This is a genomic window from Halosimplex yunnanense (genome assembly GCF_054504345.1).
On sequence record NZ_JBTJEL010000028.1, the window covers coordinates 70,195 to 95,312 of the forward strand.

At 69.2% G+C, this 25,118-nt stretch carries 32 protein-coding genes; 13 read left to right on the forward strand and 19 right to left on the reverse strand.

Going from position 1 to position 25,118, the window contains the following annotated elements; genetic code table 11:
• Positions 1 to 97 precede the first annotated feature (97 nt).
• Positions 98 to 1,021: an NAD+ synthase gene (locus tag AB2U09_RS02990; protein WP_459191204.1), complete on the forward strand. Its 924-nt coding sequence runs from the start codon at positions 98 to 100 to the stop codon at positions 1,019 to 1,021.
• 12 nt (positions 1,022 to 1,033) lie between these two features.
• Here the strand turns inward: AB2U09_RS02990 and AB2U09_RS02995 are convergent, their stop codons facing one another.
• Positions 1,034 to 1,636 (reverse strand): hypothetical protein, encoded by a 603-nt coding sequence (locus AB2U09_RS02995; RefSeq protein ID WP_459191205.1) that lies wholly within the window; start codon positions 1,634 to 1,636, stop codon positions 1,034 to 1,036.
• A gap of 111 nt (positions 1,637 to 1,747) precedes the next feature.
• Between AB2U09_RS02995 and AB2U09_RS03000 the strand changes: the two genes are divergently transcribed.
• A complete protein-coding gene (locus AB2U09_RS03000; RefSeq protein ID WP_459191206.1) occupies positions 1,748 to 2,233 on the forward strand; it encodes a pyruvoyl-dependent arginine decarboxylase in 486 nt (161 codons plus the stop codon).
• A gap of 89 nt (positions 2,234 to 2,322) precedes the next feature.
• Positions 2,323 to 2,676 carry a DUF5811 family protein gene (locus AB2U09_RS03005; RefSeq protein WP_459191207.1) on the forward strand — a complete coding sequence of 118 codons (354 nt, stop codon included), beginning with the start codon at positions 2,323 to 2,325 and terminating at the stop codon, positions 2,674 to 2,676.
• An 81-nt stretch (positions 2,677 to 2,757) separates the two neighbouring features.
• Here the strand turns inward: AB2U09_RS03005 and AB2U09_RS03010 are convergent, their stop codons facing one another.
• The 4 genes from AB2U09_RS03010 to AB2U09_RS03025 all read right to left on the reverse strand — a co-directional run bounded on the left by AB2U09_RS03010 (position 2,758) and on the right by AB2U09_RS03025 (position 6,178).
• Positions 2,758 to 2,988: a DUF8015 family protein gene (locus tag AB2U09_RS03010; protein WP_459191208.1), complete on the reverse strand. Its 231-nt coding sequence runs from the start codon at positions 2,986 to 2,988 to the stop codon at positions 2,758 to 2,760.
• Between the two features lie 69 nt (positions 2,989 to 3,057).
• Positions 3,058 to 4,872, reverse strand: coding sequence for a translation initiation factor IF-2 (gene infB / locus AB2U09_RS03015; protein WP_459191209.1), 1,815 nt, complete (start codon positions 4,870 to 4,872; stop codon positions 3,058 to 3,060).
• 159 nt (positions 4,873 to 5,031) lie between these two features.
• Entirely contained in the window at positions 5,032 to 5,631 is a 600-nt protein-coding gene (locus tag AB2U09_RS03020) for a plastocyanin/azurin family copper-binding protein (protein WP_459191210.1), read from the reverse strand.
• A 55-nt stretch (positions 5,632 to 5,686) separates the two neighbouring features.
• Positions 5,687 to 6,178, reverse strand: coding sequence for a cupredoxin domain-containing protein (locus tag AB2U09_RS03025; RefSeq protein ID WP_459191211.1), 492 nt, complete (start codon positions 6,176 to 6,178; stop codon positions 5,687 to 5,689).
• 159 nt (positions 6,179 to 6,337) lie between these two features.
• Between AB2U09_RS03025 and AB2U09_RS03030 the strand changes: the two genes are divergently transcribed.
• Positions 6,338 to 6,577: a PRC-barrel domain-containing protein gene (locus AB2U09_RS03030; RefSeq protein ID WP_459191212.1), complete on the forward strand. Its 240-nt coding sequence runs from the start codon at positions 6,338 to 6,340 to the stop codon at positions 6,575 to 6,577.
• Complete coding sequence (locus tag AB2U09_RS03035; RefSeq protein WP_459191213.1) at positions 6,578 to 7,042, forward strand: NOB1 family endonuclease; 465 nt, start codon at positions 6,578 to 6,580, stop codon at positions 7,040 to 7,042. It abuts the gene before it with no gap.
• Between the two features lie 125 nt (positions 7,043 to 7,167).
• On the opposite strand, the gene AB2U09_RS03040 is transcribed toward AB2U09_RS03035, so the two are convergent.
• From AB2U09_RS03040 to AB2U09_RS03050, 3 genes are all read right to left on the reverse strand, one after another.
• Positions 7,168 to 7,314 (reverse strand): CopG family transcriptional regulator, encoded by a 147-nt coding sequence (locus tag AB2U09_RS03040; RefSeq protein ID WP_459191214.1) that lies wholly within the window; start codon positions 7,312 to 7,314, stop codon positions 7,168 to 7,170.
• Between the two features lie 68 nt (positions 7,315 to 7,382).
• The gene (locus tag AB2U09_RS03045; RefSeq protein ID WP_459191215.1) at positions 7,383 to 8,177 is read right to left on the reverse strand and encodes a CPBP family intramembrane glutamic endopeptidase; all 795 of its coding nucleotides are present in this window, start codon (positions 8,175 to 8,177) and stop codon (positions 7,383 to 7,385) included.
• A gap of 41 nt (positions 8,178 to 8,218) precedes the next feature.
• Positions 8,219 to 9,514 (reverse strand): phosphoglucose isomerase-related protein, encoded by a 1,296-nt coding sequence (locus AB2U09_RS03050; protein ID WP_459191216.1) that lies wholly within the window; start codon positions 9,512 to 9,514, stop codon positions 8,219 to 8,221.
• A gap of 105 nt (positions 9,515 to 9,619) precedes the next feature.
• Here AB2U09_RS03050 and AB2U09_RS03055 point away from each other — a divergent pair, with 105 nt between their 5' ends.
• Positions 9,620 to 10,177 (forward strand): DUF8056 family protein, encoded by a 558-nt coding sequence (locus tag AB2U09_RS03055; protein WP_459191217.1) that lies wholly within the window; start codon positions 9,620 to 9,622, stop codon positions 10,175 to 10,177.
• 17 nt (positions 10,178 to 10,194) lie between these two features.
• On the opposite strand, the gene AB2U09_RS03060 is transcribed toward AB2U09_RS03055, so the two are convergent.
• Positions 10,195 to 10,629, reverse strand: a complete 435-nt coding sequence (locus AB2U09_RS03060; protein WP_459191218.1) for a hypothetical protein — start codon at positions 10,627 to 10,629, stop codon at positions 10,195 to 10,197.
• Positions 10,630 to 10,771: 142 nt separating this feature from the next.
• On the opposite strand from AB2U09_RS03060, the gene AB2U09_RS03065 reads away from it, so the two are divergent.
• On the forward strand, positions 10,772 to 11,230 hold the full coding sequence (locus AB2U09_RS03065; protein WP_459191219.1) for a DUF5812 family protein: 459 nt from the start codon (positions 10,772 to 10,774) through the stop codon (positions 11,228 to 11,230).
• Between the two features lie 21 nt (positions 11,231 to 11,251).
• Here the strand turns inward: AB2U09_RS03065 and AB2U09_RS03070 are convergent, their stop codons facing one another.
• The 3 genes from AB2U09_RS03070 to AB2U09_RS03080 all read right to left on the reverse strand — a co-directional run bounded on the left by AB2U09_RS03070 (position 11,252) and on the right by AB2U09_RS03080 (position 14,906).
• The gene (locus AB2U09_RS03070; protein ID WP_459191220.1) at positions 11,252 to 11,596 is read right to left on the reverse strand and encodes a DUF7968 family protein; all 345 of its coding nucleotides are present in this window, start codon (positions 11,594 to 11,596) and stop codon (positions 11,252 to 11,254) included.
• A 103-nt stretch (positions 11,597 to 11,699) separates the two neighbouring features.
• Positions 11,700 to 13,490, reverse strand: coding sequence for an oligoendopeptidase F (gene pepF, locus AB2U09_RS03075; RefSeq protein ID WP_459191221.1), 1,791 nt, complete (start codon positions 13,488 to 13,490; stop codon positions 11,700 to 11,702).
• A gap of 84 nt (positions 13,491 to 13,574) precedes the next feature.
• A complete protein-coding gene (locus tag AB2U09_RS03080; protein ID WP_459191222.1) occupies positions 13,575 to 14,906 on the reverse strand; it encodes a TIGR00341 family protein in 1,332 nt (443 codons plus the stop codon).
• A 148-nt stretch (positions 14,907 to 15,054) separates the two neighbouring features.
• Between AB2U09_RS03080 and AB2U09_RS03085 the strand changes: the two genes are divergently transcribed.
• Complete coding sequence (locus tag AB2U09_RS03085) at positions 15,055 to 16,455, forward strand: M28 family peptidase (protein ID WP_459191223.1); 1,401 nt, start codon at positions 15,055 to 15,057, stop codon at positions 16,453 to 16,455.
• A 9-nt stretch (positions 16,456 to 16,464) separates the two neighbouring features.
• Here the strand turns inward: AB2U09_RS03085 and AB2U09_RS03090 are convergent, their stop codons facing one another.
• The 5 genes from AB2U09_RS03090 to hisS form a co-directional block, all read right to left on the reverse strand.
• Positions 16,465 to 17,373 carry a hypothetical protein gene (locus tag AB2U09_RS03090; RefSeq protein WP_459191224.1) on the reverse strand — a complete coding sequence of 303 codons (909 nt, stop codon included), beginning with the start codon at positions 17,371 to 17,373 and terminating at the stop codon, positions 16,465 to 16,467.
• A 67-nt stretch (positions 17,374 to 17,440) separates the two neighbouring features.
• Positions 17,441 to 18,175 carry a class I SAM-dependent methyltransferase gene (locus AB2U09_RS03095; protein ID WP_459191225.1) on the reverse strand — a complete coding sequence of 245 codons (735 nt, stop codon included), beginning with the start codon at positions 18,173 to 18,175 and terminating at the stop codon, positions 17,441 to 17,443.
• 515 nt (positions 18,176 to 18,690) lie between these two features.
• Positions 18,691 to 19,503: a tRNA pseudouridine(38-40) synthase TruA gene (gene truA, locus AB2U09_RS03100; RefSeq protein WP_459191226.1), complete on the reverse strand. Its 813-nt coding sequence runs from the start codon at positions 19,501 to 19,503 to the stop codon at positions 18,691 to 18,693.
• Complete coding sequence (locus tag AB2U09_RS03105; protein WP_459191227.1) at positions 19,503 to 19,874, reverse strand: SHOCT domain-containing protein; 372 nt, start codon at positions 19,872 to 19,874, stop codon at positions 19,503 to 19,505. Before AB2U09_RS03105 ends, truA begins: the two co-directional genes overlap by 1 nt.
• Before the next feature lie 133 nt (positions 19,875 to 20,007).
• Complete coding sequence (gene hisS, locus AB2U09_RS03110) at positions 20,008 to 21,318, reverse strand: histidine--tRNA ligase (protein WP_459191228.1); 1,311 nt, start codon at positions 21,316 to 21,318, stop codon at positions 20,008 to 20,010.
• A gap of 113 nt (positions 21,319 to 21,431) precedes the next feature.
• Here hisS and thpR point away from each other — a divergent pair, with 113 nt between their 5' ends.
• Positions 21,432 to 21,989: an RNA 2',3'-cyclic phosphodiesterase gene (thpR, locus tag AB2U09_RS03115; protein WP_459191229.1), complete on the forward strand. Its 558-nt coding sequence runs from the start codon at positions 21,432 to 21,434 to the stop codon at positions 21,987 to 21,989.
• A gap of 24 nt (positions 21,990 to 22,013) precedes the next feature.
• Here the strand turns inward: thpR and AB2U09_RS03120 are convergent, their stop codons facing one another.
• The gene (locus AB2U09_RS03120; RefSeq protein WP_459191230.1) at positions 22,014 to 22,289 is read right to left on the reverse strand and encodes a DUF7999 family protein; all 276 of its coding nucleotides are present in this window, start codon (positions 22,287 to 22,289) and stop codon (positions 22,014 to 22,016) included.
• A gap of 208 nt (positions 22,290 to 22,497) precedes the next feature.
• On the opposite strand from AB2U09_RS03120, the gene AB2U09_RS03125 reads away from it, so the two are divergent.
• Positions 22,498 to 23,325 (forward strand): ZIP family metal transporter, encoded by an 828-nt coding sequence (locus tag AB2U09_RS03125; RefSeq protein ID WP_459191231.1) that lies wholly within the window; start codon positions 22,498 to 22,500, stop codon positions 23,323 to 23,325.
• 35 nt (positions 23,326 to 23,360) lie between these two features.
• Here the strand turns inward: AB2U09_RS03125 and AB2U09_RS03130 are convergent, their stop codons facing one another.
• Complete coding sequence (locus AB2U09_RS03130; RefSeq protein ID WP_459191232.1) at positions 23,361 to 23,867, reverse strand: hypothetical protein; 507 nt, start codon at positions 23,865 to 23,867, stop codon at positions 23,361 to 23,363.
• 153 nt (positions 23,868 to 24,020) lie between these two features.
• Here AB2U09_RS03130 and AB2U09_RS03135 point away from each other — a divergent pair, with 153 nt between their 5' ends.
• Genes AB2U09_RS03135 through AB2U09_RS03145 form a run of 3 tightly spaced genes read left to right on the forward strand, consistent with a single transcriptional unit; the run spans position 24,021 to position 25,116 of the window.
• Positions 24,021 to 24,173 (forward strand): 50S ribosomal protein L39e, encoded by a 153-nt coding sequence (locus AB2U09_RS03135; RefSeq protein WP_274325978.1) that lies wholly within the window; start codon positions 24,021 to 24,023, stop codon positions 24,171 to 24,173.
• Entirely contained in the window at positions 24,170 to 24,448 is a 279-nt protein-coding gene (locus AB2U09_RS03140; protein ID WP_459191233.1) for a 50S ribosomal protein L31e, read from the forward strand. Before AB2U09_RS03135 ends, AB2U09_RS03140 begins: the two co-directional genes overlap by 4 nt.
• A gap of 2 nt (positions 24,449 to 24,450) precedes the next feature.
• On the forward strand, positions 24,451 to 25,116 hold the full coding sequence (locus tag AB2U09_RS03145; RefSeq protein ID WP_459191234.1) for a translation initiation factor IF-6: 666 nt from the start codon (positions 24,451 to 24,453) through the stop codon (positions 25,114 to 25,116).
• The last annotated feature ends 2 nt before the right edge of the window (positions 25,117 to 25,118 follow it).

Consider the following 25,118-nt stretch of genomic DNA (forward strand, 5'->3'; position numbering starts at 1 on the left):
CCGATCGAGGTCCGTCCGATCACATCTTATCTCGATCGCTACTAGTAATTTTAGGATTAGCACTAAATACAAGACGTTTGAACAGGCTAGTCGTACGATGGTGACCGAACACACGGAACGAAACGGAGCCGATCGCGACGTTGCTGACCCACGCGACGATGAACCCGGTTTCCTGACCGACCGCGACGATCTAGAAACCGTACGCGAAGAGGCAGTCGCGTTCATCAAAGACACGGTAACGCAGGCGGGCGCTCGGGGGGTCGTCGTCGGGCTGAGCGGGGGGATCGACTCGACGCTGACCGCGAACCTCGCCGTGCAGGCGCTCGGCAGCGAGCGCGTCCTCGGTCTCGGACTCCCGGCGCACACCGACGAGGACAACGCTCAGGAGGCGCAGACGATGGCGGAGGGGCTGGGGATCGAGTTCCGGGAGGTCGACCTGCGGCCGCTGCTCGATATGTTCGAAGACCACGTCGCGGCGGCGGTCGCACCGTCGGGGGGTCGCCGGGAGATCGGCAACGTCGCGGCGCGCCTGCGGATGTGTGCGCTCTACTACGCGGCGAACGCTCGCTCGTCTCTCGTCTGCGGGACGGCCAACCGCTCGGAGCTGCTGCTGGGCTACTTCACGAAATACGGCGACGGCGGCGCCGACCTGTTCCCGCTGGGCGACCTCTACAAGACCGAGGTGCAGGCGCTCGCCCAGCACGTCGGCGTCCCGCGGCGGATCATCGCCAAGGAGCCGACCGCGGACCTGTGGGCCGGCCAGACCGACGCGGAGGACCTCGGCGCCCGGTACTCCGATATCGACCCTGTCCTGCGCCACATCGTCGACCGCAGCGAACGGGTCGAGGACGCCGTCGAGGCGCTCGACGTCGACCGCGAGACGGCCGAGACGGTCGCCCGCATGTACGTCGATTCGCTCCACAAGCGCGCGGTTCCACCGACGCCGGGGATCGACGGGCGGGGCGAGGGATCGGAAGGGTCCGCGCCACTGCATCTCGCCCCGTTGGCCAGCAGGCTGTGAATCCGGAGTCGGTCACTGCCCGCAATCGACCGCGTTCTCCTCGACGAGTTCGGCCGAGAGTATCGGGGACCGCGCGAGCAGATCCCGCGAGCGATCGGTACTCCCCGGGATCGCGGTTCGGTCCATGTGCGGCGGCGTCTCGGGGGTGTAGTTCCGCTGTTCGGTGCCGGTGCCCGCAGCGAACGCGAACCGCTCGTACGCGACGGCGACGTCCCAGCCGATACAGGCCCAGCGCTCCGCTTTGTAGGTGGGATCGTGGCGCGGAAACCGCTCCAGCACGACGGCGCGAAAGCGCGTCCCGTCGGGGCTCTCGTACTTACCGACGATGCCCGTCTGGGCGCCTAACATCCGAGCGGCCATTCGCCGCGTCTCTGCGAGCGTCCATCCGTTACCGGGTTCCGGAAGGACAGTCATCGCAGATTGATCCGTCGTGGACACGGCAGTCGTCGGCGTCGGTGTGGATACTGCCGTCACGCCGTGGGGTGTGGAGGTCGGCGTCGGCGCGTGAGATGAATCCTCGTCCGGATCGTCCTCGTCGGTCGACCCGCAGCCGGCGACCGCGACCGGGACCGCCGCGCCGAGCGCCCGGAGGAGCGAGCGTCGAGTCGGGGACATCGCTAGCGACGGCGGCCGGTTGCGGTAAATGTCTTCTCGCCAGACATTCGTTCGCGGCCGGGTTCGACCCGAAACGAAACCCCTTAGCGACGGAGTACCGGAGACGGAGGTATGAGTACCATCCGGGTCGCGTGGGGGTCGGCCACCGGCCCGACCGCGATGTCGTCGTTCGACACGGCGCTGGCCGAGGCTGGCGTGCACAACTACAACCTCGTGACGCTCTCCTCGGTCATCCCCGCGAACGCTCGCCTCGAATCCGTCGGCACGGCGCCGGACCTCGGGCCGGCCGGCGAAGCGCTGTACGCCGTCGTCGGCCGCGAGACGCTGATCCCGGGCGCCGACGGCGAGGCCTGTGCCGGCCTCGGGTGGGTCCGCAGCGAGTCCGACCGCGGACTGTTCTACGAGGCGAGCGGCACCGACGCCGACGCCGTGGCCGACGCGGTCGAGTCGGGACTGCGCCGCGGTATGGAACTGCGCGAGTGGACCTTCCACGAGGAACCGGAGGTCGTCGTCGAATCCGTCCCGTCCGACCCGGAGGAACACGCGACCGCCGTCGTCGTCGCCGCCTACGGTACCAGCGAACCGTTACTCGACTGAATTGTTCGTCGGAGACACGAAATCGGCGGGCGCCTCCGCGACACACAGGGGTTAAGGCCCTGCGTCGAGTACGAGGGGCGAAGAGCTTCATGTACGGAAACACGCAGTTCGGAGACGAGGGGTTGGACCCGGAGTCGCTCTCGGCCGACCAGCGCCGCCAGCTGGAGCGGGACCTCTCGCTCGTCGCCCAGCACACCCGCGAACTCCTCCCCGCAGAATTCGTCGTCGGCTCGGACCTCACCGCCGGCTCCGACGGCCCCGAGGCCACCGTCGCCGTCCGCCCGCCGGTCGGCCCCGTCGTCTCGGCCGGCTACACGCCCGAGGAAGCCGACGCGACGATCTCCGAGGACGAACGAACAGACCTCGCACAGGGGCTGGCCGCGAGCGCAGCGCTGCAGGTCAAACAGACACTCTCCGGTAGCACCAGCCCGACCGCCCGATAGACTACCCCGTTTTTCGCGACGTACCGTCTTTCACGGACTCACCGCTCGAACGGCACGTTCGTTGACTCGCTGGGCCCAAACTCACCGCTCGCGAGTTCGCCGCTCGCCGGCGCCGGCCGGCGGATTGAAAAACAGCGCGTAGCCGACGGTCCCGCTGGCCGGAACGCTCCCGACGGCCAGGGCCGTTCCCCAGGACCACGACAGCGCCGCGCCGACGAGCGCCGCGCCGACGAGGATCGCCGGGATCAGCGCCAGCACCGCGTCGTGGACGGACAGCACCCCCCTCGTGTCGCGCTCGGCTCCTCGGAACACGTGTCAACCGTCGAGCGCGACGTAATTAAATATTATTACTGCGTGAGCGGGCCCGACGGGGCTGGCCGCTCACTTGCCCCAGAAGGGGTCGCGGTTGCGCCGCTTCTCGAGGTACATGTTGAGCGTCTCGATCTCGTCGGCCGGGATGTCCTCTGAGAGTTCCTGTTCGAGGATCTTCGCGTGTTTCTCGGGGATCTCGGTCCAGAGTTCGTCGCCCTCCTCGATCTGGCGGCCGACCGTCGGGCCGTCGATGGAGACGGCGACGCGCTCGCCGGTGCGGGCCTCGTCGACGTCCTCGCCCTCGTCCTGGATGGATTTCAGCATCCCGACGCGTTCGGGCTCGTCGCCGTCGAACCTGACGACGTGGGAGTTGCGCCGGAGCGACCCGCCGCGGATCTCGACGCCGACGACCGCGGGGTCGGACTGACGGAACGTGTGGTCGTCGAGGATGTGGAAGCGCGCGGGCCGGGTGATGTTGTCGAGCACCTGGTCCTGCTGGGCGCGCTCGCGCTCCTCGACGAACTCCTCGTACTCCTCGATGAGCCGGTAGATGACGTCGTGGTCGAAGATCCTGACGTCCTCTTGGTCGGCCAGCTGGACGGCGTCATCCAGCACCTCGACGCCGAAGGCGAGGATGGTGCGGTGTTTCTCCTCGTTTGCCGTCTCGGCGACGCGCACGTCGCGGGGCGCGACGTCGCCGACCTCGGCGCGGACGACGGGGATCTCCGCCTCTTCGAGGGTCGAGGCGAGCGCCTCCAGGCTGCCGAGGGTGTCGGCCTTGACGACGACGCCCTCTTCTTGGGTCTCGACGGCGATGTCCGCGAGTTCGGACTGCACTTCCGCGATGACCTCGTCGACGTCGCGGTCGCCGACGACGCGGATCGGCGCACCGGCCATCGCGTCGTCGAGATCGGGGGCGGCGATCTTGATGCCGTCCGCGGCCGCGACCGAGTCGACCTGCTGGAACTGACCCTCGGTGCGGATCTCTTCGAGCGGGCGGGGGCGGAGCAGCGCGCGGACCTCGGTGACGATGGGGCCCTCGACGCCGCCGACGACGATCCGGTCGTCCGCGCGGATGGTCCCGTCGTAGATGATGGCGTCGACGGTCGTCCCGAAGCCCTGAGTATCGGTGACCTCCAGTACCGTCCCCGCTGCGGGGCCTTCGACGTCGACGGCCATCGCCTCCTTCATGTACCGCTGGGAGAGGCCCATCATGACGGTCAGCAGGTCGGGGATGCCCTCGCCGGTCTCGGCGGAGACGGGGACGACCCCGACGTTGTTCTGGAAGTCCTGGACGCGCCAGTACATGTCCGCGGAGTAGTCGTTGTCCGAGAGGTCGCCGATGAGTTCGTAGAGGTTCTCGTTGAGGTCGCGTTCGACGCGGTCGGTCTGGGCGTCGATGGTCTGCTTGCTGGGCGCGTGTGAGTTGGGGTTCCAGCCGGGCGTGGTGTCGATCTTGTTCGCGGCGACGATGAAGGGCGTCTGCGTGCGCGTGAGGATGTCCACCGCTTCGAGCGTCTGGGGCTGGAAGCCGTCGTTGACGTCGACGACGAGGATCGCGATGTCGGCGAGCGCGCCGCCGCGCGACCGCAGCGTCGAGAAGGAGTGGTGCCCGGGCGTGTCGATAAAGAGCAGCCCCGGCAGGTCGAAGTCCGTGGGGTCGACGAGCTCGCCCGCGATCTCGGAGATCACGTCGAGGGGGACGGCGGTCGCGCCGATGTGCTGGGTGATCGCGCCGGACTCGCCCTCGGTGACCGCGGAGCCGCGGATCTCGTCGAGCAGGCTGGTCTTGCCGTGGTCGACGTGGCCGAGTACGGCGACTATCGGCGTCCGGAGCGTGTCCCCGGACGTGTCGTCGGTGTCTGTCGGTTCTGAATCTACCATCCTATCACCTGAGAAGGGCCGGTTGTGTGAGATCAGCCCTCCGCGCGGGATAAGTGCATTCATCTCCGCGCACCCGCGCCGCGCGCGGCCGGAACTGCTGTAGCGCGCGTGACCGAGAACTGCCCCGCCGCTCAGCCCCAGTGGTCGCTCCGCGAGCGGTCACTCGGTGACCGTGAACGATCCGGTCATCCCCGCGCTCCGGTGGGGATCGCAGTAGTACTCGTACTCGCCGGCGACCTCGAAGGTGTGCGAGAGCGTGTGGCCCTCGTCGTAGAGCGTGTCCTCGCCGCCCTCGGTCCCCGAGAACTCCGAGTTGCTGGGCGTCGACGCGGGGCGGACGTTGTGCCCGTTGCTGTGCCAGACCCAGACGACCGTCTCGCCAGTGCTGATCTCGAAGGAGTCGGGGGCGAACGCGAGCGCACCGTCTGCGACGGCGACGACCTGTGCGGCGTCCCGGGGCGTCGCCGTAGCGGTGGCGGTCGGCGCGGCCGTCGCGGTCGGCGAGGTCGTCGCAGTGGGCGTCGCCTCCGGGGTCGGCGTCCCCGTGTCCCCCGCCGGTGTCGGTTCGGGTTCGGACGTCTCGGCGGGCGGAGCCGTCGTCTCGGACCCGTCGGCCGGGGGAGCACTCGCAGTGGGCGTCGACTGGCCACCCCCGCCGTCCTGCGGCGCCTCGGTCTCGGTCCCGTCACCCTCGCCGCACCCGGCGATAGCCGCCGCGAGCCCCGCGGCGCCGGCCCGGAGCACGTGTCGTCGGTTCATGCCGAGATTTCGGTCTGACTGCGGATAAATCCACGCTGATCGCCCGTTCGGACGCTTACTCGACGACGGTGAACGACCCGGTCATGTCGATGTTGCGGTGGGGATAGCAGCGGTACTCGTAGTCGCCGGCGACATCGAAGGTGTGCGAGAACGTGTGGCCCTCGCCGTAGAGGTCTTCGTCGCCGCCGGCCGTCCCCGTGAAGTCCGACCCGCGGGGCCGCGCCGTCGCGCGGACGTTGTGACCGCTGTTGTGCCACACCCAGACGACGGTCTCGCCCCGTTCGATTTCGAAGACTTTGGGGTCGAACGTGCGCTCGCCGTCGGCGACGGCGACGACCTGTGCGGCGTCCGCGGGGTCCGCGCTGGTCGGCGTCGGTTCGGGGGTCGGCGTGGCGGTCGGCGTCGGTTCGGGAGTCGGCGTCTCGGTCGGCGTCGGCGACGGGTCGCCAGCATCGGCCTGCGTCCCGTCGCCCGTCCCCAACGTACAGCCAGCGACGTTCGCCGCGAACGCCGCGGCACCCACCCGAAGGAATCCTCGGCGATCCATGGAGGGTCCGTTGCGGGACGACGACTTTAGTCCCGGTGATCCCGCGGGGCCGATCGGGCCCGGATAGTTCGCTGCGAGCGATCGTCTCGGCCGCGCACCGTCACGCAGGTGTCAGACGCGCCCGTGGCGTTTATGGGGACTGACTCGGTAGTCGGGAGCATGGCCGAGATACTCGCCGAGAACCTCTCCGGCAAGGCCGTCACCGGAACCGACGGCGCCGAGATGGGCATGCTGTACAACATCACGATGGATCTCGAGACTGGTCGACTCCAGAACCTCATCATCGAGCCTAACGAACACCTCGACAACTCGCAGTTCGAGGTCGACGAGGAAGGACACCTCCTCGTCCCGGTCGATCGCGTCCAGGCAGTCAAAGACCAGATGATCGTCCAGCGTTAAATGTACGTCCTCGACGCCTCGGCTTTTATCAACGAGTATCACACGACCGAGCAGCAGGCGACGGTCCCCATGGTGCGGGAGGAGCTCGAAGACGAGAGCGCCTACCGCTACGACGCCATGGAAGGTTCGGGCATGCACATCCACATCCCCGACGAGGAGACCGTCGAACGCATCGAGCGCGCCGCCCGCGAGACGGGCGACCTCGACACCCTCTCAGAGACCGACATCCGCCTCGTCGCCGCCGCCTTCGAACTCGACGGCCACCTCGTCACCGACGACTACGCCATGCAGAACGTCGCCGAGAAGCTGGAGGTCGCCGTCGAACTCATCGCCCGCGAGGGCATTAGCGAGCAACGGGACTGGCAGTTCCAGTGCGCCGGTTGCGGCCGCGAGTTCGACGAGAACCACGACCGCTGTCCGATCTGCGGGAGCGAACTCTCGCGCAAGAACCCCTCTAGCGCCTGATTCTGTGCCGGCGACGGACCCCGCTCCGAAGCCGTCGCCGCTGTCTCGACTGCCACCGCTCGTCGGCCACCGAAGCGCCGCTGCGGGGTCGTTCCGTGAGTTCGGTGTCGTCCCACTCCCACCCGCTACGGTGCGTGCTCTTCGAGGTGTTCGAGCCCGGCGTCGACGAGCTGCCGGAGCACTTCCTCTTCCGTGAGGTCGTACTGCCGGGCGATCGCCTTGATTTCCCGGGCGCGGTCGTCGTCACAGACGACCGTGTAGCGGGTCGGCATAGCACCGAGTTTCCCGACAACTGGCTTAATAACCCGTCAGACAGTCGTCCGACAGGTTTGCGGACCGATCACAGCATCCCGGTCGCGTCGGCGTACTGACTCATGAAGCTGAACGTGTTCCAGCAGGCGTGGACGACGATGGGCACGGCGAGGTTGTCCGTCAGTTCGTAGAGGGTCCCGAGGACGAGGCCGAGGACGGTGATGAGGACGATGGTCGGCAGTTTCGTGTCGCCGGGCCCGAGCAGCGCGAAGTAGTGGGGCGCGCCGAAGAGCAGGCTCGAAAGCACGACGGCGGGGACGACGCCGTACGCCCGGCGGAACAGCCCCTGGACGAGACCCCGATACAGCAGTTCCTCCGCGGGCGCGACGAACAGGAAGGTGATGGGGATCATGTAGAAGACCAGCGCCGGGTGGTCGCTGATCTGCTTGGAGACCTGGTTGACCGCCGTGTCGGCGCCGATGGCCTGGAAGACCGCCGAGAGCACCGTTGCGGCGGCGAACAGGCCGACGAAGCCGCCGACGATCCACAGCAGCGCCCGCAGGGACGGCACCTCGATCGAGAACAGTTCACCGCCGCGGTGGAACCTGACGTAAAATCCGATGACGGCGAAAAAGCCGACGAACTGGGTAGCCGTGAGCGCGGCGTACTGGAGCGGCGGCAGGGCGGCCATGGTCTCGACCTCGAACCCGAACGCCCGGAGGACGGAGGCGCTGGTGAGGAGAAACAGCGTTCCGAAGGTGAACGCGGCGACGACGAGCGCCACCGAGTGGACCAGACTCTCGACGCGCGTCTCCAGGTCGGCGGCGCGGTAGTACTCGGAGGCCATCTGATCGACAGCGAGTTCGCGGCCCGTCCGTTTCACTGCACCGGTCCCGTCGCCCGGCCACGCCAGCGTGGACCGCGCTACTCGACGACCAGTTCCGTCTTCTCGCGGACGGCCTCGGCTTCCTCGAACTCGCCGCCGCCGAGCAGGCCGCGCGCGGCCTTCTTCCCCCACTCGACGGCGGGCTGGGTGAACGTCTCGACGCCGTAGAGTTCGCCCGCGAGGACGCAGGCGGCCTCCATATCGAAGAGGAGGCGGCCGACGCTCTCGGCGTCCATCGCGTCGAGTTCGATCCGGACCGACGGGCGCTCGGCGGCGGCGAGACTGGCCTCGGTCGCCTCGAACTCCGCGTCGAGCAGCGTCCCCAGGTCCTGACCGCCGAGGTATTCGAGGTCCGCAACGTCGGTCTCGGGGATCGGACAGTCGGGCCGCGCTGCGGGGCGGACGAGGGTAACGAGCTTGTCACGCGGGCCGGCGCGGTAGAGCTGGAGCTGGGAGTGCTGGTCGGTCGCGCCGAGCGCGCGGGCGGGCGTCTGGCCGCCGCCGTCCTTCCCGAGGCTCTCGGCCCACAGCTGGGCGAACCACTCGGCGAACGACTCCAGCCCCTCGGCGTAGGGCACCATCGCGTTGACGCTCGCGCCGCGCTGGTCGAGCGCGTAGGCCACGGCGCCGTAGGCGTAGGCCGGGCAGTCGTACAGCGAGCCCGCGAGCGCGTCGGCACCCGCGCGACCGCCCGCCAGCAGGCCTTCCAGATCCACGCCCATGATGGCAGCGGGAACGAGTCCGACCGTCGAGAGCGCGGAGAACCGACCGGGGACGCCCTCGGGCACGTCGAGCGCGGGCAGTCCCTCGGTCTCGGCGAGTTCGCGGAGCGGGCCGGACTCGCCGGTGGTGACGACGGTTTGCTCGGTCCAGTCGACGCCCGCCGCGTCCATCGCCTCGCGGACGACGAGGAAGTTGGCGAGCGTCTCGGCGGTCGTCCCCGAGCGGGAGACGACGTGGACGACCGTCTCGTCGAGGGGCAACTCGTCGAGCAGGCGGTTCACGTGCGCCGGGTCGACGTTGTCCAGCGCGTAGTGGTCGACCGGCGAGTCGCCCGCGAGCGCCTCGGTGATCGTGACGGCGCCCAGCGCGCTTCCGCCGATACCGACCGTGAGAACCGCGTCGGGGTCGAAGCCGTCTACAGCGGCCTCGATGGCATCGGCGTCGGTGCGCTCGGGCAGGTTCAGCGCGGCGTAGCCGAACTCGTCGTCGGCCATCCCGCGGGCGATCCGGTCGTGGGCGTCGGCGACGCGCTCGTCGAGGTCGTCGAGGGCCTCCCCTCCGATTCCGGGGTCGGCCTCGCTCGCCAGCGCGTTCCCGATGTCGACTCGCATGTCCGGATGCTCTCCCGGCCGGGGGATAGTCCTTTTCGAGGCGGCCGATACGCTCCCGGGAGCGAACGGGTGCTTTATTCCCAGCGGGTGCGAACGAGCAGGCAGATGAGCGACGGATCGGCCGACGAGCGCACGTATCGGGGGCTCCTCACCGCCTTCCCCTACGCGTTCCGGGCGAGCGACTCGCGCGTGTTCCGCTCGTACGCGGTACTCGGCGGGCTGTGTACGGCCGTCGTCGTGCTGCTGTTCGCCTTCGCTGTCGTGACGCTACTCGGGAGCACGGCGTCGGTCCCCGGCGGCTCCTTTACCTTCTCGCGGGCCTTCTTCCTCTTCCTCATGCTGCTGGTCGTCGCGCCGCTGGTCGCGCCCGTGTTGCTCGTCGCCCGGCGACACCGCCGGACCGGCTCGGACGCGCGCTACGACCGCGCGCTGGCGCTGGCGGGCTACGGCTTCCTCGCCGCGCTGTACGTGATGCTCGTCATCAGTATCCCCGCCCAGCAGCAAGATCCGCCGGCCGGCGCGTTCGGCCCGGTCGTCGCACTGCTGTACGACCTGCCCGCGGTCATCGGCGTCGTCCCGCCGCTGGTCGTCGCTGGCGTCATGATTCTCGCCCACCGTCGATTCGCCACCAGCGTACCCGGCGCTGACGCGGCGAGCGGCTGACGGGAGAAATCCGGCCTTCACGCCGCGACGCGGATCGTCGCGTTCCGCACGGTCGCGTCCCCAGCGGGGTCGAACACCGCCCGGATCGGGATCCCTTCGTCGGGGGCGAGCGTCGCGTTGCCCAGATCCTCGAACGCGGTCTGTCGGCGGTCGAGTTCGTACACCGCCGCCGCGGTCGCCGTCTCGCCGTCGGCCGTCGCGAAGCGGACGCTGACCTCGGGGATCGAGACGTTGCCCGTCGCGGCGTCGGTCGAGCGGAGCGTCCCCGAGACCACGACCTGCGACCTGTACTCGGTCGTCGTGCCCGAGGTCCAGACGTTCACGTCCTCGACGGCGTAGGCGTCCGGGCTGTCGACGGCCACCTCGTCGGGCGGCGTGACCGCCGATCCGCAGCCCGCGAGGAGCGCGGCGACGACGACGGCGACCAGCGCGGCCCGGGCGTGTCCCTGCATCTGATAGGGGCGCTACGACCGCGTCGCTCCTAAGCGGTTGCGATCGGGCGCTCGGGGGCCTGGGGCGTTACCGGACCTCGGCCTCGGCGGGCGGCCGTCCGGGACCGCGGCATCCAAGAGGGTCGACCGGGTATCGCCACCCATGAAGACCGGGACGTTCGTCGTCACGGAGGCCGACGCCGAGTCGGCGGTGTTGCGCGACGTGAGCGACAGCCAGATCCACACGCTGGCGTCGAATCCCGACCTGTCCGTCGGCGACGCCATCGAGGGGACGCTCGCGCCCGAACCCCCGATGGACGTGGTCTGGACCGTCGAGGAGATCACCCGCCGGTTCACCGTTTCCGTCGAGGAACACGAGGAGCCGCCGACCGAGCGGGCCCGCGAGACCGCCGCCGACCAGCCCGTCGGCGAGGTCACTACCCACGAGCGCGCCGGCACCGGCGAAGTCCACGTGCTGACCGTCCCCGAGGAGCAGACGGAGAGCGCCGTCGCCGACGTGCGCGACGATCAGGCGACCGTCGAGCGCGCCGCCCGCATCGGCGTCGAGCGCGTCGAGATCCGCTCGGAACCCGGCGTCGTCAGCGTGCGCTACCTCCCCTGAGAACGCAGCGCGAACCCGCTCTCATTGGGTCGGCCCGCCGGCGCTCTGGACGCGCCAGCCGCCCTCCACCTCGCAACTGTCGCGGACCGTGTACTCGATGGCCGTCGAGTCGTCGACGCGCGCGCCGCCCTCGATCGACTCGATCGCGAGCGGCACGTCGAGCGTGTCGCCGCAGCAGCCCACGCCGGTGAACTCCTCGGTGACCTGCCCGACCTCGACCTCGCCGAGGGTCTTCTGCAGGTAGGCGCGGAACGGCCGCCCGTCGACGATGTCGCGGCCCCACGTGCTCAGGTCGGAGGGGTAGGAGATCACGATCTTCTCGGCGACCGCCGCGGCGTCGGCCGATGGTCGGTTCGGTGTCGACATGGATCCCCGTAGGGCGCTGACGCGGAAAGGAATTCTGTCGGGGGTCGTTCGAGTCGAAACGAGGGCGTCAGGCAGAGAGCGGACTGACGGAGATCCGCCGCGCTCAGATCAGGTCCTCGAACTCGTCGAGGAACTCGTCGTAGGTGTCGATGGCCGACTGGATCGGGTCGGAGGTGGTCATGTCGACGCCGGCGGTCTCAAGCAGTTCGAGCGGGTACTCGCGGGAGCCGCTGGAGAGGAACTCGCGGTAGCGCTCGGCGGCCGGTTCGCCCTCCTCGAGGATGCCCTCGGCGAGCGCGACGGCCGCGGAGATACCGGTCGAGTACTGGTAGACGTAGAACGCCCGGTAGAAGTGCGGGATGCGCATCCACTCGCGGGCGATGCGGTCGTCCACGGCGGCGTTCGCGTAGTAGTCGCTTTTCAGATCGCGGTAGATCTCGTCCAGCCGGTCGGCGGTGAGCGCCTCGCCCTCCTCTTCGAGCCGGTGGGCCCGGTGTTCGAACTCCGCGAACATGGTCTGGCGGAACAGCGTCGAGCGGAACCGTTCGAGGTACTGGTTGAGGACGTGCCGGCGCAGGGTCTCGTCCTCGACGACGTCCAGCAGGTGGTGCGTGAGGAGCGTCTCGTTGACGGTCGAAGCGACCTCGGCCACGAAGATCTCGTAGCCGCTGTAGACGTACGGCTGGTGTTCGCTGGTGAACTCGGAGTGCAGCGAGTGGCCGAGCTCGTGGGCGAGCGTGTACATCGAGGCCACGTCGTCCTGGTAGTTCATCAGGATGAACGGCTGGGAGTCGTAGGTGCCGCCGGAGTAGGCCCCCGACTGCTTGTTCTCGGTCTCGTAGACGTCGACCCAGCGGGAGTCGAGCCCCTCGGCGAGTCGGGACTGGTACTCCTCGCCGAGCGGTTCAACGGCGCCGGTGACCCACTCGCGGGCCTGGTCGTACTCGACGTCGGGGCTCTCGCCCTCGACCATCGGGACGTATAGGTCCCACATCTTCAGCTCGTCGGCGTCGATGGAACGGCGCTTGAGGTCGGCGTGTCGCTGCAGGACGTCGAGGTTCTCGTCGACGGTGTCCACGAGCGTGTCGTAGACCTCGACGGGGACGTTCGGGCCGTCGAGGGCGGCCTCGCGGGCGGTGTCGTAGTTGCGGGCGCGGGCCAGTTTCACGTCGGTCTTGACGCTGTTCTTGTAGGCCGAGGCGATGGAGTTCCGGTAGTCCTCCCACTCGTCGTAGAACGTCTCGTAGACCTCGCGGCGGAACTCCCGGTCGGGGTTCTCCTGCAGCGTCGTGAAGTTGTTGAGGGTGATCCGCCGGGGCTCGCCGTCGGGGTCGTCGACGGCGGGGAACTCGATGTCGGCGTTGGCGAGCATGTTGTACACCTCGCCGGTGGAGCCGAGGACCTCGCCGAGGTCGGCGAGCAGGTTCTCGATCTCGGCGGAACGGGTGTGCGGTTTCATCCGCAGCACGTCGTCGAAGTAGTGGTCGTAGACCTCCAGATCGGGGTTCTCGTCGACGTACTCCTCGACGGTCTCGCGGTCGAGGCTCTGGATCTCGGGTTCGAGGAAGCTCGCGGCGCTCGAGGCCTCCGAGGACAGCGACTGGGAGCGCGACGAGAGCGCCTGGTAGTGGCTGTCGGCGGTGTCCTCGTCGCTGCGCATCCGGGCGTAGGCGGAGACGTTGGCCACCTCGCGCATGATCGACTCGTAGGTCTCGAGCGTCTCCTGCAGCGTCTCGGGGTCCTCCGTCGCTCGCCCCTCGAAGGCCCGGAGCTCGTCGAGCCGCTCCCGGACGGCGTCGAACGCCTCCTCCCACTCGTCGTCGTCGGCGAACAGGGACTCGAGTTCCCACTTGTACTCCTCGTCGATGTCACTCCGTTCCGGTACCGAACTCATGGCTCCCGGTTGGCGAGCGACCGCCGTAAGTGTTTCATGAGAACGCGACCCGCGAGCGGGGTTCGGTGCATTCCCCGCTTCCTCTCACCCCTGTCCGACGGCGGTCGTGGCGATCTCCTCGCCGGTGTCGGGCTCGTCGACCTGTTCGTACTCCACCTTGATGCCGAGACCCCGGTCGGAGACGTCGGTGACCGCGTCGCCGACCGCGCCGGTGAGGTTGCCGTAGTGCTCCCCGGGCGGGATGTCGAGGACGACGACCACGTGGTCGGGCGGGTGTGTCACGTCCGTGGGGTCCTTGACGACGCGGACGCTCCTGACGCTGACCTCGTCGTACCGGGGCCGGTCGATCGCCTCCTGTACGCTGCCTTCGATGCGGCCTTCGAGCTGCGATCCCTGGATCTTCGCGGTGGTCGTGACGAACAGGGGGACCGAGATCACCAGCAGCGCGAGGACGATGACGGCCGACCGCTTCAGCAGCGTCCTCCGGGCGCGTTCGAGGCCGATCCACGTCGGCGGGCGGTAGCCGAGGTACCAGAACACGGCCAGCCCGGCGAGGTTGATCGCAAGCAGGTTCACGACCACGAGGATGCCCGAGTCGATGGCGACGACCGGCAGGCCCCACGCGAGGCCGACGCCAGCCGTCGCGGCCGGCGGGACGAGCGCCGCGGCGATCATCACGCCGACGATGGCGCTCTTGGTGCGCGTCGCGAGGCTCAGCACGCCGGCGGCGCCCGCGCCGAGCGCGAGGATCAGCGAGAGGATGTCCGGCGAGAGCCGCTCGGCGATCTGCGCGGTGTCGGCGACGGCCCGACCGGGAGGGGCGATGTGGGTGATGCGGAGCAGCCACGCGAACAGCGTCGCGCTTCCGACGGCCAGCAGGCCGCCCCCGATCTGGTAGGCGACGCCCTTGCGGAACAGCGACTGGTCGTTGACGACGGTTCCGACGGTGGAACTCAGCGCCGGGCCGAGCAGCGGCGCGATGACCATCGCGCCGATGATAGCCGCCGCCGAGTCCAGTATCAGCCCGACCGTCGCGACGAGCGAGCTCAGGACCGTCATCAGCGCGAAGGAGTACGGGTCCATGATCTGGTTGCCGGCCTCCGCGCGCAGCTCCGCGTCGGCGATGCGCGCGTGGTGGCCGATCTCCGACTCGGACCCCTGGTCGCGCTCGATCTCCTCGAAGAGGTCGGACTCGATGTCCACGATGACGCCGTGGTCGTCGCTGTCGAAGCCCGCCTCGTAGATGCGGTCGAGTACCGGCTCGACGTCCGGCGAATCGACGGTGAAGGAGACGATGACGTCGTACCCCTCGCGGCTCCGCTCGTCCGTGCAGTAGTAGTCGAGCCCCTCCTCGTCGAGGACGGACTCGATCGCGGACACCGACTCCTCCGGGACCGCGAGCTGGACGAGGCGCATGCGACGGGTTGGGGCTCCAGCGCCTTCAACTGCCGGCTCACACCACCGAGCAGCTGGATTCGAAGGCGTCGATCCCGGGTGGCTGGCGTCGGTCGGCGAACCCCGGCGCGGTTACACAGTTTTTGCCGGCGGCGCCCGATGGCCCGCCATGGACGACTTCGACGCGGACGAGGCGACCGCCGCGGCGCTGGGCCGCGCGTGGCTGGCCGACGACGGCTGGGACCTGCTCACCCGGCTGACCGAACTGGACGACCGGCTGGGCGGCCACCCCGGCGACCGTCGCGCCGCCGAACTGGTCGCCGAAGCGTTCGAGCGGGCGGGCGTCCGGGACGCCCGCGAGCAATCGTTCGACGTCAACCGCTGGACGCGCGGGCGGACGGAACTCGGGATCGCCGTCCCCGAGCGGGGCGTCGAGCGGTCGTTCGACGCGGTGGCGCTGCCGTACTCGCCCGCCTACGAGGGTAAGGCGCCGCTCGTCGACGTGGGCTACGGGACGCCCCGGGAACTGGACGAGGCCGACGTGGCGGGCGCGGTCGCGGTGACGAAGACCGCGACGCCGCCCGACTTCGGTCGCCCCTATCACCGCGCCGAGAAGGTCGGCCACGCCGCGGCCGCCGGCGCGGAGGCGTTCGTCTTCACCAACCACGTCCCCGGGCAGCTCCCGCCGACCGGGTCGCTCCGGTTCAACGGCGAGGCCGCCATTCCGGGGCTCGGCGTCAGCCGGGAGACCGGCGAGTGGCTCCGCGAGTACGCCGCGGAAGGCGCCCGGGCGCACGTCCGCGTCGACGCCGACACCGAGCCCGCGACCAGTCGGAACGTGGTCGGCGTGGTCGGTCCCGACCCGAACGACCCCGCGGACGAGAGCGGCCGGGACGACCGCTCCGCCGCTGCGGACGAGGTGGTCGTCCTCGCCCACTTCGACGCCCACGACGTGGGTGAGGGCGCACTCGACAACGGCTGCGGCATCGCGACCGTCGCGGGGATGGCCCGGATCCTCGCCGCGATGGATCTCGATCGGCCGGTCCGGATCGCCGGCGTGAGCTGCGAGGAACTGGGACTGGTCGGCAGCGAGGCGCTCGCGGCCGCGCTCGACCTCGACGGCGTCCACGCCGTCGTCAACGTCGACGGCGCCGGCCGCTACCGTGACCTGAACGCGCTCGTCCACGCCTCGGAGGCGATGGCCGACCTCGTCGACCGAGTCGCCGACGCGGCCGGCCACCCCGTCACCGTGCAGGAGCGTCCCCACCCCTACAGCGAGCACTGGCCGTTCCTGCGCGAGGGCGTGCCGGTCCTCCAGTTGCACAGTTCGGCGCCCGACTCCGAAGGGACGTGGGACCGCGGGTGGACCCACACCCGCGCCGACACTCGCGACAAGGCCGACCGGCGGAACCTCCGCGAGCACGCGATGCTGACCGCGCTGTTCGTCCGCGAGATCGCCGCGACCGACGTGGGGCGACTCGACCCCGAGGACGTCCGCGACGCACTCGTGGACGCCGGTTCGGACGAGGGCATGCGCGCCGCCGAGATCTGGCCACCAGAATGGGGGTGACGCGGTCGTTCAGTCGCCGTTGCCGCCGCGGTCGTTGCGGTCGCGACCCTCGTCGTCATCGTCCGGGCCCGCATCGGATTCCGGCGGGCTGTGGACGAACTCGGGCGCCGACGGGTCGCCGGCGTCGAACGGTCCCGGCTCGCCGGCACCGGGTGCGGGCTCGCTCCAGCCGGCGTCCGGGTCGAACTCGCGGAAGAGCAGCAGACCGTACGTACTCACGATGAGCGCGGGGACCGCCACGACCGCCGTCCCGAAGAGGATCCCGAACGCACCGAGGTTCCGCACGGCGCCCGAGAGAACGTACGACCCGACGGCGCCGGCGACGAGGTGGGTGAGGCCGAACGACGCGTACTCGTTCCCCGACTTCGCGAATTCGATGGTCGAGTCGAGCGCCGTCGAGAGGTCGCGGTCGCCGACGACCACCGCGAAGGGAAGCCCGTAGACCAGATAGGTGAGAACCACCACGACCAGTATCGCCAGCGGCGGGAGGACGATGACGGGGAGCGCCGCGAGGACCACCGCGAACCGGATCACGTTCACGCCGACGATGCGGCCGGTGAACTGCTTGACGCCGTCGGCGAACGCCAGCGGGCCGCCGTCGATGCGGCTGTCGAGCGCGCCGAGGAACCCGGCTTCCAGCGCCGAGGTGAGGACCAGCCCGACGACGAAGAGCGGAACGAACGTGGCCACCGAGAGCGGACCGCTGACCCCGACGCCGCTCGGGCCGCTCGGCAACGAGACGTAGTTCCACAGCGTCGGGAGTCCGCTCGGGAACGGGAAGGTGACGCCGCCACCGCCGTCGGCCGCGAGCGCGCGGGCGACTTTCGACCCGGACAGCAGCGTCGCCGCGACGGGCACCCAGGCGAGCGAGAGCGACTCGGAGGTGACCTCGACCGCGCGGTCGAATCTGGAGGGCATCGACGGTGGATGCCGCCGCCGGCAGCAAAGGTTTTCCGCGACGCCGGAGGCGGGGCGAGCCCCGGCGTCACTCAGCGCGCGCCTCGAAGATCAGTGTCGACGGCAGTTTCGCCAGTAGCTCCGGTTTCCGTTCGCCCCACGGCCCCTCCTCGTAGTCGTCCGGGTCGTCGGAACCGGGTTCGAGCAGGCGTTCGACGCGGAACCCCGCGCCGACGAGTGCGTTGTGCACCTCACTGACCGTGTGGCGGTAGGTCACCATGTCGACGTCGAGGTCGTCCTGGGGCGTCACCTGCCGTCCGGTGTCGAAGTAACTCCCCTCTACGCGGTGGGACTCGGCGTCGGCCAGACCGTAGACCGGATGGGGCATCGAGAAGACGAACCGGCCCGCCGGGCGCAGCACCCGGTGGGCCTCGCGGAAGCAGGCCGCCAGATCGCCGACCCACTGGAAGACGTAGGCGTTGAACGCCACGTCGAAGCTGTCGTCGGCGAACCCGAGGTCGGTCACGTCGCCCTGCAGGAACTCGACGTCGGCGTCGCGTTCGCCGGCGAGGTCGCGGGCGAACGCCAGCTGTTCGGCGCTCAGATCGAGCCCCGTCACGGACGCGCCGCGTTCGGCGAGTGCGACCGAGCACTGACCGCCGCCACAGCCCAGTTCCAGCACGTCCCTGCCGGCCACGTCGAGCAGAAGCGTCAGGTCGTCGTCGGTCCCCAGCCCCGTCCAGTTGACCCCCACGTCGAGATCGGCGTCCTCCTGAAACCAGCGGGCCGTCAGCTCCCACCACTCGCGGACTTCCTCGGTCATACGCGTGGGATTTCGGTCCCCCAGAATAGGTCTTGTGTGGGAACGAGAAGCGTTCCCGGCGCTGTGATCTGGTGGACAATCGGAACGGCGCGCGCTGTCGAGCGTGCCCGCCTCGTGGCGGGCCGCTCGAAATAGTCGTGCGAGGGATGAGCACCGCACGCCGCAGGCGCGCGGAGCGCAATCGGCTGGGGAGGCGTGTGGCTGTCGGCGGTGCTGTGCGGTACGGTCGCGGGGCGGTCCCTGGCGGACTGAACGGGCGAGGCGGGCTCGCGTCCAGTTCAGTCGCCTGAGCGGGCAACTATCCGCGCGGGCGGTGCGGAGAGCGCGGATATCCCGCCTCAGCGACCGCGAGCACGCCGAGGGCGTTCATCTCCCAGTGTTCCCTGCGGTTGCGGTCACTCTTCCAGCTAGGAGCGCGCCGAGGGCGTTCAACTCCCAGTGTTCCCTGCGGTTGCAGTCACTGCTAGCGAGCGCGGCGAGGACTTGCAACGCTCACCGCACTCTACGATTGCAACTCACTCCAGCGAATCACGGATCACGCCAGCGACCTGCCCGATCGTCCGGAACTCGGCGTGGCGAGCCCCGAACACCTCACGTGCACTCCCGGCAGCGTCCTCGTCCACCGAGAACTCGACACCGGGGTAAGCCACGTCCCAGAGGACGAGCGGGAACGGCGGCGCCGGTGCGACGCCCTCGGGACCGTCCAGCGGTTCCTCGTCCAGCACGCGATCGACTTTCGACAGACCCGACTCGCCATGCCCGATTTCCACAGCCAACCCGACCACACGCCGGACGAGTTGGCGGGCGAACCCCCCGGCTTCCAGTCGAGCCACCAGAAAGTCCCCCTCGTCCTCGACCGACGCGTCAAGATCCCGGACCGTCCCGTCCTCGTCAGGCGTCAGGTTGTGGAAGTCGTGTTCGCCCGCGAGTCGCTCCAGCGCCGCCTCGACCGCCGACCGGTCGACGTCTCCCGCTGGCGGGGCGTAGAGGTAATACCGGTAGACTCGCCGCTCGGCGTCGTGAGTGGCGTGAAAATCCGGGTGGACAGCCGCGCTTGCCCACGCGCGGATCGACGCGGGCAACTCGCTGTTGAACGCCCGCGGCGAGAGCCACTCGGGGGCGTCGAACGCGACGGTCTGCGCCCGTGCCGAAACCCCGGCGTCCGTGCGACCGGCGGCGGCGTAGCCCTCGGGTTTTGTGGCATCGTCGTCGAGCGGACCCAGATCACGGAGCGCGTCGAAGACGGCGTCCTCGACGGTGGCGACGTCGGGCTGGCGCTGGAACCCGTGGAACGGCCGGCCGTCGTAGGCGACGCGGTAGGCGCGCATCACTCCAGGTCCCGCACCCGATCGCGGTCCCGTTCCTCGACCGATTCGACGTCACCGACCACCTCGACGTCCTCGGTCTCGAGGAGGCGGTCGAGACGCTCCTCGAACTCCACGTCGTCGATATCGCCGCGAGCGTATCGCTGGCGGAGTTCGTCGACGGGGTCGGTCGCCGCGTCGTCATCGTCGCTGCCGTCGGACCGGAGCAGCGCCTCGATGGGGTCCGAGAGGAAGATGGCCGCGAAGAACGTCACGATGCCGAGCACGGTGACGACCTCGACGCCGATAGCACTGCCGAGGAACAGCACTGCGAAGCCCAGAAACATGAGCACCTCGGTGACGTTGTCGACCACCGCCTCGCGACCGTCAGCCATGCCGAGGAGTCCGGTCGACGACGCCAAAAGCGTGTCGTCGGTGTCCGTCCTCGACTCCCGCCGGGACCTCGCCCGGAACGTCCCGGAGTTCGGGCGCGTCGACGGGATCCGCGCGGTGGCGTACTCGTACTGTTCAGGCGACGTCGTCGTAGGTCGGCCGCTCGACTTCGCCGGGGAACTCGTCGACGGGGACGTTCGTCTGGTCGCCGCTCTCCATGTCCTTGATCGTCACCTCGTCGTTCTCCAGGTCGCGCTCGCCGACGATGACGACCGTCTCGGCGTCGATGGAGTCGGCGTAGTTCATCTGCGCGCCGAACGACCGGTCGCTGACGTCCGTCTCGACGACGTGGCCGCGCTCGCGCAACTCGCGGGCGATCCGCGAGGCGACCGGGCGCACGTCCCCGACCTGCAGGACGTAGTAGTCGGTCGAGAACCCCTCGCCGGGCCAGGCGTCGTGGACCTGCAGGAGCAGCGGGAGCGTCGAGTTCATGACGCCGATGCCGACGCCGACGGCGGGCGTGGGCTGGCCGCCGAACTCCTCGATGAGGTGGTCGTACCGGCCGCCGCCGAAGATGGAGCGGGACACCTCGCCAGAGGCGTCGAAACACTCGAAGACGACGCCGGTGTAATAATCCAGCCCGCGAGCGGTCGTCAGGCTCACGTCGCAGTACTGCCGGACGCCGAAGTCCTCGGCCGCGGCGAGGACGTTCTCCAGGTTCTCGACGGCCGCGGCGAGGTCGTCGCTGTCCGAGAAGTCCGTCAGCGCCGAGAGGTCGTCGTCGCCCGCCACGAGCAGGTCGTCGAACTCCCGCGCCTGCTCGTAGGACAGCCCCGCGTCGGAGAGCAGGCCGAGGTACTCCTCGTCTTCGACCTTGGCGCGCTTGTCGACCGCGCGGATGGCCGCCGCGGTGTCGACCTCGGCGTCGAACGACCGCAGGAGTTCACCGAGGATGTCACGGTGGGAGACGCGGAACTCGAACTCCGAGCCGTCGAGGCCGAGGTTGCTGAGCGAGTCGGCGGCGAAGGCGAGCACCTCGGCGTCCGCTTCGGGTTCCGAGGAGCCGAAGATGTCGGCGTTGGTCTGGTAGAGCTCGCGGTAGCGGCCCTGCTGGACCTGCTCGTAGCGCCAGAACGGCCGCGTCGAGAACCACTTGATCGGCTTCGACAGCGCCTGCTGTTTGGCGACGACCATCCGCGCGACCGTCGGCGTGAGTTCGGGCGTGAGCGTGACGTGGCGGCCGCCCTTGTCCTCGAAGTCGTAGAGTTCGTCGACGATGTCCTCGCCGCTCTTGTCCGTCCACATCTCGGCGGGTTCGAGCGCCGGGGTCGCCGTCTCGCGGAAGCCGTACGCCCGGGCGGTCGCCTCGATCGTGTCGATGACCTCCCGGCGCGGGGCCAGCTCCGCGGGGTAGAAGTCGGTGAACCCCTTCAGTCCCTCGTACATACCACGTCGTTCGGGTAGGGGTCGCTTGAAACTGTCTTTCGGCAGCCAGCGGGCGTCGACGAGCCACCCGCCGGAGGAGACGACCTGAAGGCGCTGGCGACTGAACCATGCACATGGGCAAGCGACTGTTCGTCAGCGTCGATCTCGACGGACTGGCCGACGAGATCGCGGCCGTCCAGGAACGCTTCGCGGACGCGTCGGGCCTCACCGTCACCGACCCAGAACAGGCCCACGTCACCGTGAAGTTCCTCGGCGACACCGACCCAGACCGGATCGACGAGTTGCGCGACGAACTCGACGCCGCGGTCGCCGACGCGGGCGTCGACCCCTTCGAGGCGACGTTCGGCGGGCTCGGCGTCTTCCCGAGTCTCGACTACATCAGCGTCGTCTGGGTCGGCACGCGGACCGGCGGCGAATCGCTAACGCGGCTTCACGAGGCCGTCGAGGAGCGGACGACGGCGATGGGCTTCGACGCGGAAGACCACGAGTTCACGCCCCACGTCACCGTCGCGCGGATGGAACACGCCGGCGGCAAGAGCCTGGTTCAGGAAGTCGTCCGCGAGCGCGACCCGGACGTCGGGACGCTGGGCGTCGAGGAACTCAGATTGAAAGAGAGCACGCTCGGTCCCGACGGACCGACCTACGAGACCGTCGACCGGTTCCCGCTGTAGCGACGTCGGCGTCGTCGAGCGGCCTTACAGCGCGGGGAGACCGCCGGGAAGCACGCGCGCCGCGACGTACCCCTCTCCCGCGGGCGTCGGCGAAAGTTCCATGCGGACGGTGGACCCGGGCGCCCGGTCAGCGAGCCGTGCCGCGACGAGTTCGTCCACACACTCGACGACCGTCAGTTCCTCGCCGTCGGTCGTCTCGACGGTCATCCGTCCCGAACCGTCGAGCGGGTCGACGACCCGATGGGCCTCGACTTCGGTCCTCGCCGCCTCTGCGTCGGTCGTGCGCGTCGTGGTTGACATACTGTATTCTTCGGCTGAACAGTATTTATATCTCACCGCATAGGAGAGAGTATATTCATAATGCGTATAAGGCCCATTAATTGAGCGTTGGGCCGGTGTGAATCCCGTTTCGTATCGCTACTCGGACAACGCCATCGGCTTTAGGTCTGCCAAAAATAATCAGATTCGTGATAAGACTTAGGGGGACGGGGAGACGATTTTCAGGGAGATGGTCGCAGTCGCGAACCTGGGACTGGTGTTCGTCGCGGGACTGGTGACGGCGCTGGCGACCGGGCTGGGCGCAGTCCCCTTCTTCCTCGTGGAGGACATCTCCGACCGCTGGAACGTCGTGCTGTGGGGCGTCGCCTCGGGGATCATGGTCGCGGCGTCGCTGTTCGGCCTGGTCGGTGAGGGGCTGGCGGTCGTGGACGGCGGTGCCGTCGCCGCGGCGATGGCTATCGGCCCGGGCGTCCTCGCCGGCGTCGCGCTCGTCGTCGTCGGCCACGAGGTGCTGGCCGACGCGGAGTTCGACGCGAAGGAGTACGAGGAAGCGGACTTCCGAAAGCTCGTGCTCATCCTCGGCATCCTGACCGTCCACAGCTTCCCCGAGGGCGTCGCCGTCGGCGTCTCCTTCGCGGACCTGGGTATCGACGACCCGGGCCTCGCGACCGTCTCGCTCGCCGGCCTCTCCCTGCCGGTGCTGGCGGTGTTCATGACCGTCGCCATCTCGATTCACAACGTCCCCGAGGGGGTCGCCGTCTCCATCCCGCTACGCTCGATGGGCGTCAGCGAGTGGCGGATGGTCTGGTGGGCGGTGTTCTCCAGTCTCCCGCAACCGATCGGCGCCGTCGTCGCCTACTACTTCGTCACCCTGGCCGAGCGCTTGCTCCCCTTCGGCTTCGGGTTCGCCGCGGGCGCGATGGTGTACCTCGTCGCGACGGAGTTCGTCCCGGAAGCGCTCGAGCGGGGGGAAGGACTGCCGGGCGGCGGCCAGCGCGAACTCGCTCTCGGCGCCGCCGCCGGCGTCCTCCTGATGGTCCCGCTCGCGTTCGTCTGAATCGCTGCCCGAACCGGGCTACCGGCCGCCGCCCGTCAGATCAGTTTCCGCTGGGTCACGGTGAGATCGACGAACACGTCGAGCGGTTCGGGATCGTCGTCCGGGCCGGACTCACCGCGGTACGCCGAGTGGTCGACCACGAAGTAGTAGGGTCCGCTGGCGTCGATCGGTTGTCGGGCCCCGCCCTTCTGGGTCTGCGCCTCGAAGGTGTCTTCCGCGATCTGCTTTGCGCTCGCACCTACGTCGCTGTTGCCCGCGGGCGTCAGTGCCGGCTCGTCGCCGTCGGTGTAGGTGTCGTAGAACATGTACGACTCCTCAGAGGGGAAGAAGTAGACGTCGAAGGGGCGGTCGGCCCTGGCGCGGTAGCGGATCGCGCCGCCCGGATCGGAGACGTCCGGAATCTCCTCGACCCAGCCCTGTCCGGGCTGGACGGATACCGTCCGCTGGACGGTGGTCACGACCTCGCCACCGCCCCCGACGCAGCCGGCGACTCCGCCGGCCAGCCCCAGCGCCGCCGTCGATAGGAGTGCTCGCCGATCCATAGCGGTAGGTGTCGAATTTTGGTATAAAGAGGTACCTGCCGGACAATCAATCCTGATAGCGATCTGCCGGCAGGCGGCTGGCGTTCGGCAGCGAACCCCGCCCCGGGCGAAAGGAACAGGAATTTAAACGCCGGCACGGAAGAGGGTGACACTATGGGTAAGAAATCGAAAGCCAAGAAGAAGCGCCTGGGGAAACTCGAGCGCCAGAACACGCGCGTCCCGCCGTGGGTCATGCTCAAGACGGACCGCAACGTCGAACGCAACCCGAAGCGGCGCCACTGGCGCCGTAGCGACACGGACGAATGAGCGCCGGCGACTTCGAGGAACGGGTCGTCACCGTCCCGCTCCGCGACACGAAGGCCGCGCCGAAAGAGGAGGAGGCCGACAAGGCCATGTCCATCGTCCGCGAGCACCTCGCCAAGCACTTCGCCGTCGACGAGGACGCCATCAGGCTCGACCCCTCGATCAACGAGGCGATCTGGGCGAACGGTCGGTCGAACCCGCCGCGCAAGCTCCGGGTCCGCGCCGCCCGCTTCGAGGAAGACGGCGAGAGCATCGTCGAAGCCGAGACGGCAGAGTAGACTTGCTCCGCGCGGCTTTCTCCGGTTCGGCGTACGTCGGCGTGTTCGCACGCGCGACCGACGAGTGTCTGCTCGTCCGCCCCGACGTCGAGGAGGACCTCCGGGAGGACCTCGGCGAGGAACTGGAGGTCCCGGTCGTCCCCACGACCGTCGGCGGATCCGGTACCGTCGGCGCCCTCGCGACCGGCAACGGCAACGGGCTGCTCGTCAGCAGCCGCGTCCGCGAGCGTGAACGCGACCGGATCGCCGAGGCTGCGGACGTCCCGATCGGAGAGTTGCCCGGCCGGATCAACGCCGCCGGAAACGTCGTCCTCGCCAACGACACCGGGGCGTACGTCCACCCGGACCTCTCGGCGGAGGCGGTCCGCGCCGTCGAGGACACCCTCGACGTGCCCGTCGAGCAAGGCGTCCTCGCAGGCTCGCGGACCGTCGGGACCGCGGCCGTCGCGACCAACGCGGGCGTCCTCTGTCACCCGGACGCTACCGACGCGGAACTGGACTTTCTCGAGGAGCTACTGGACGTCCCCGCCGACATCGGTACCGTGAACTACGGCGCGCCGCTGGTCGGTTCCGGCCTCGTCGCCAACGATTACGGCTACGTGGTCGGTCAGGACACCACCGGCCCGGAACTGGGCCGCATCGAGTCCGCGCTCGGCTACATCGACTGACC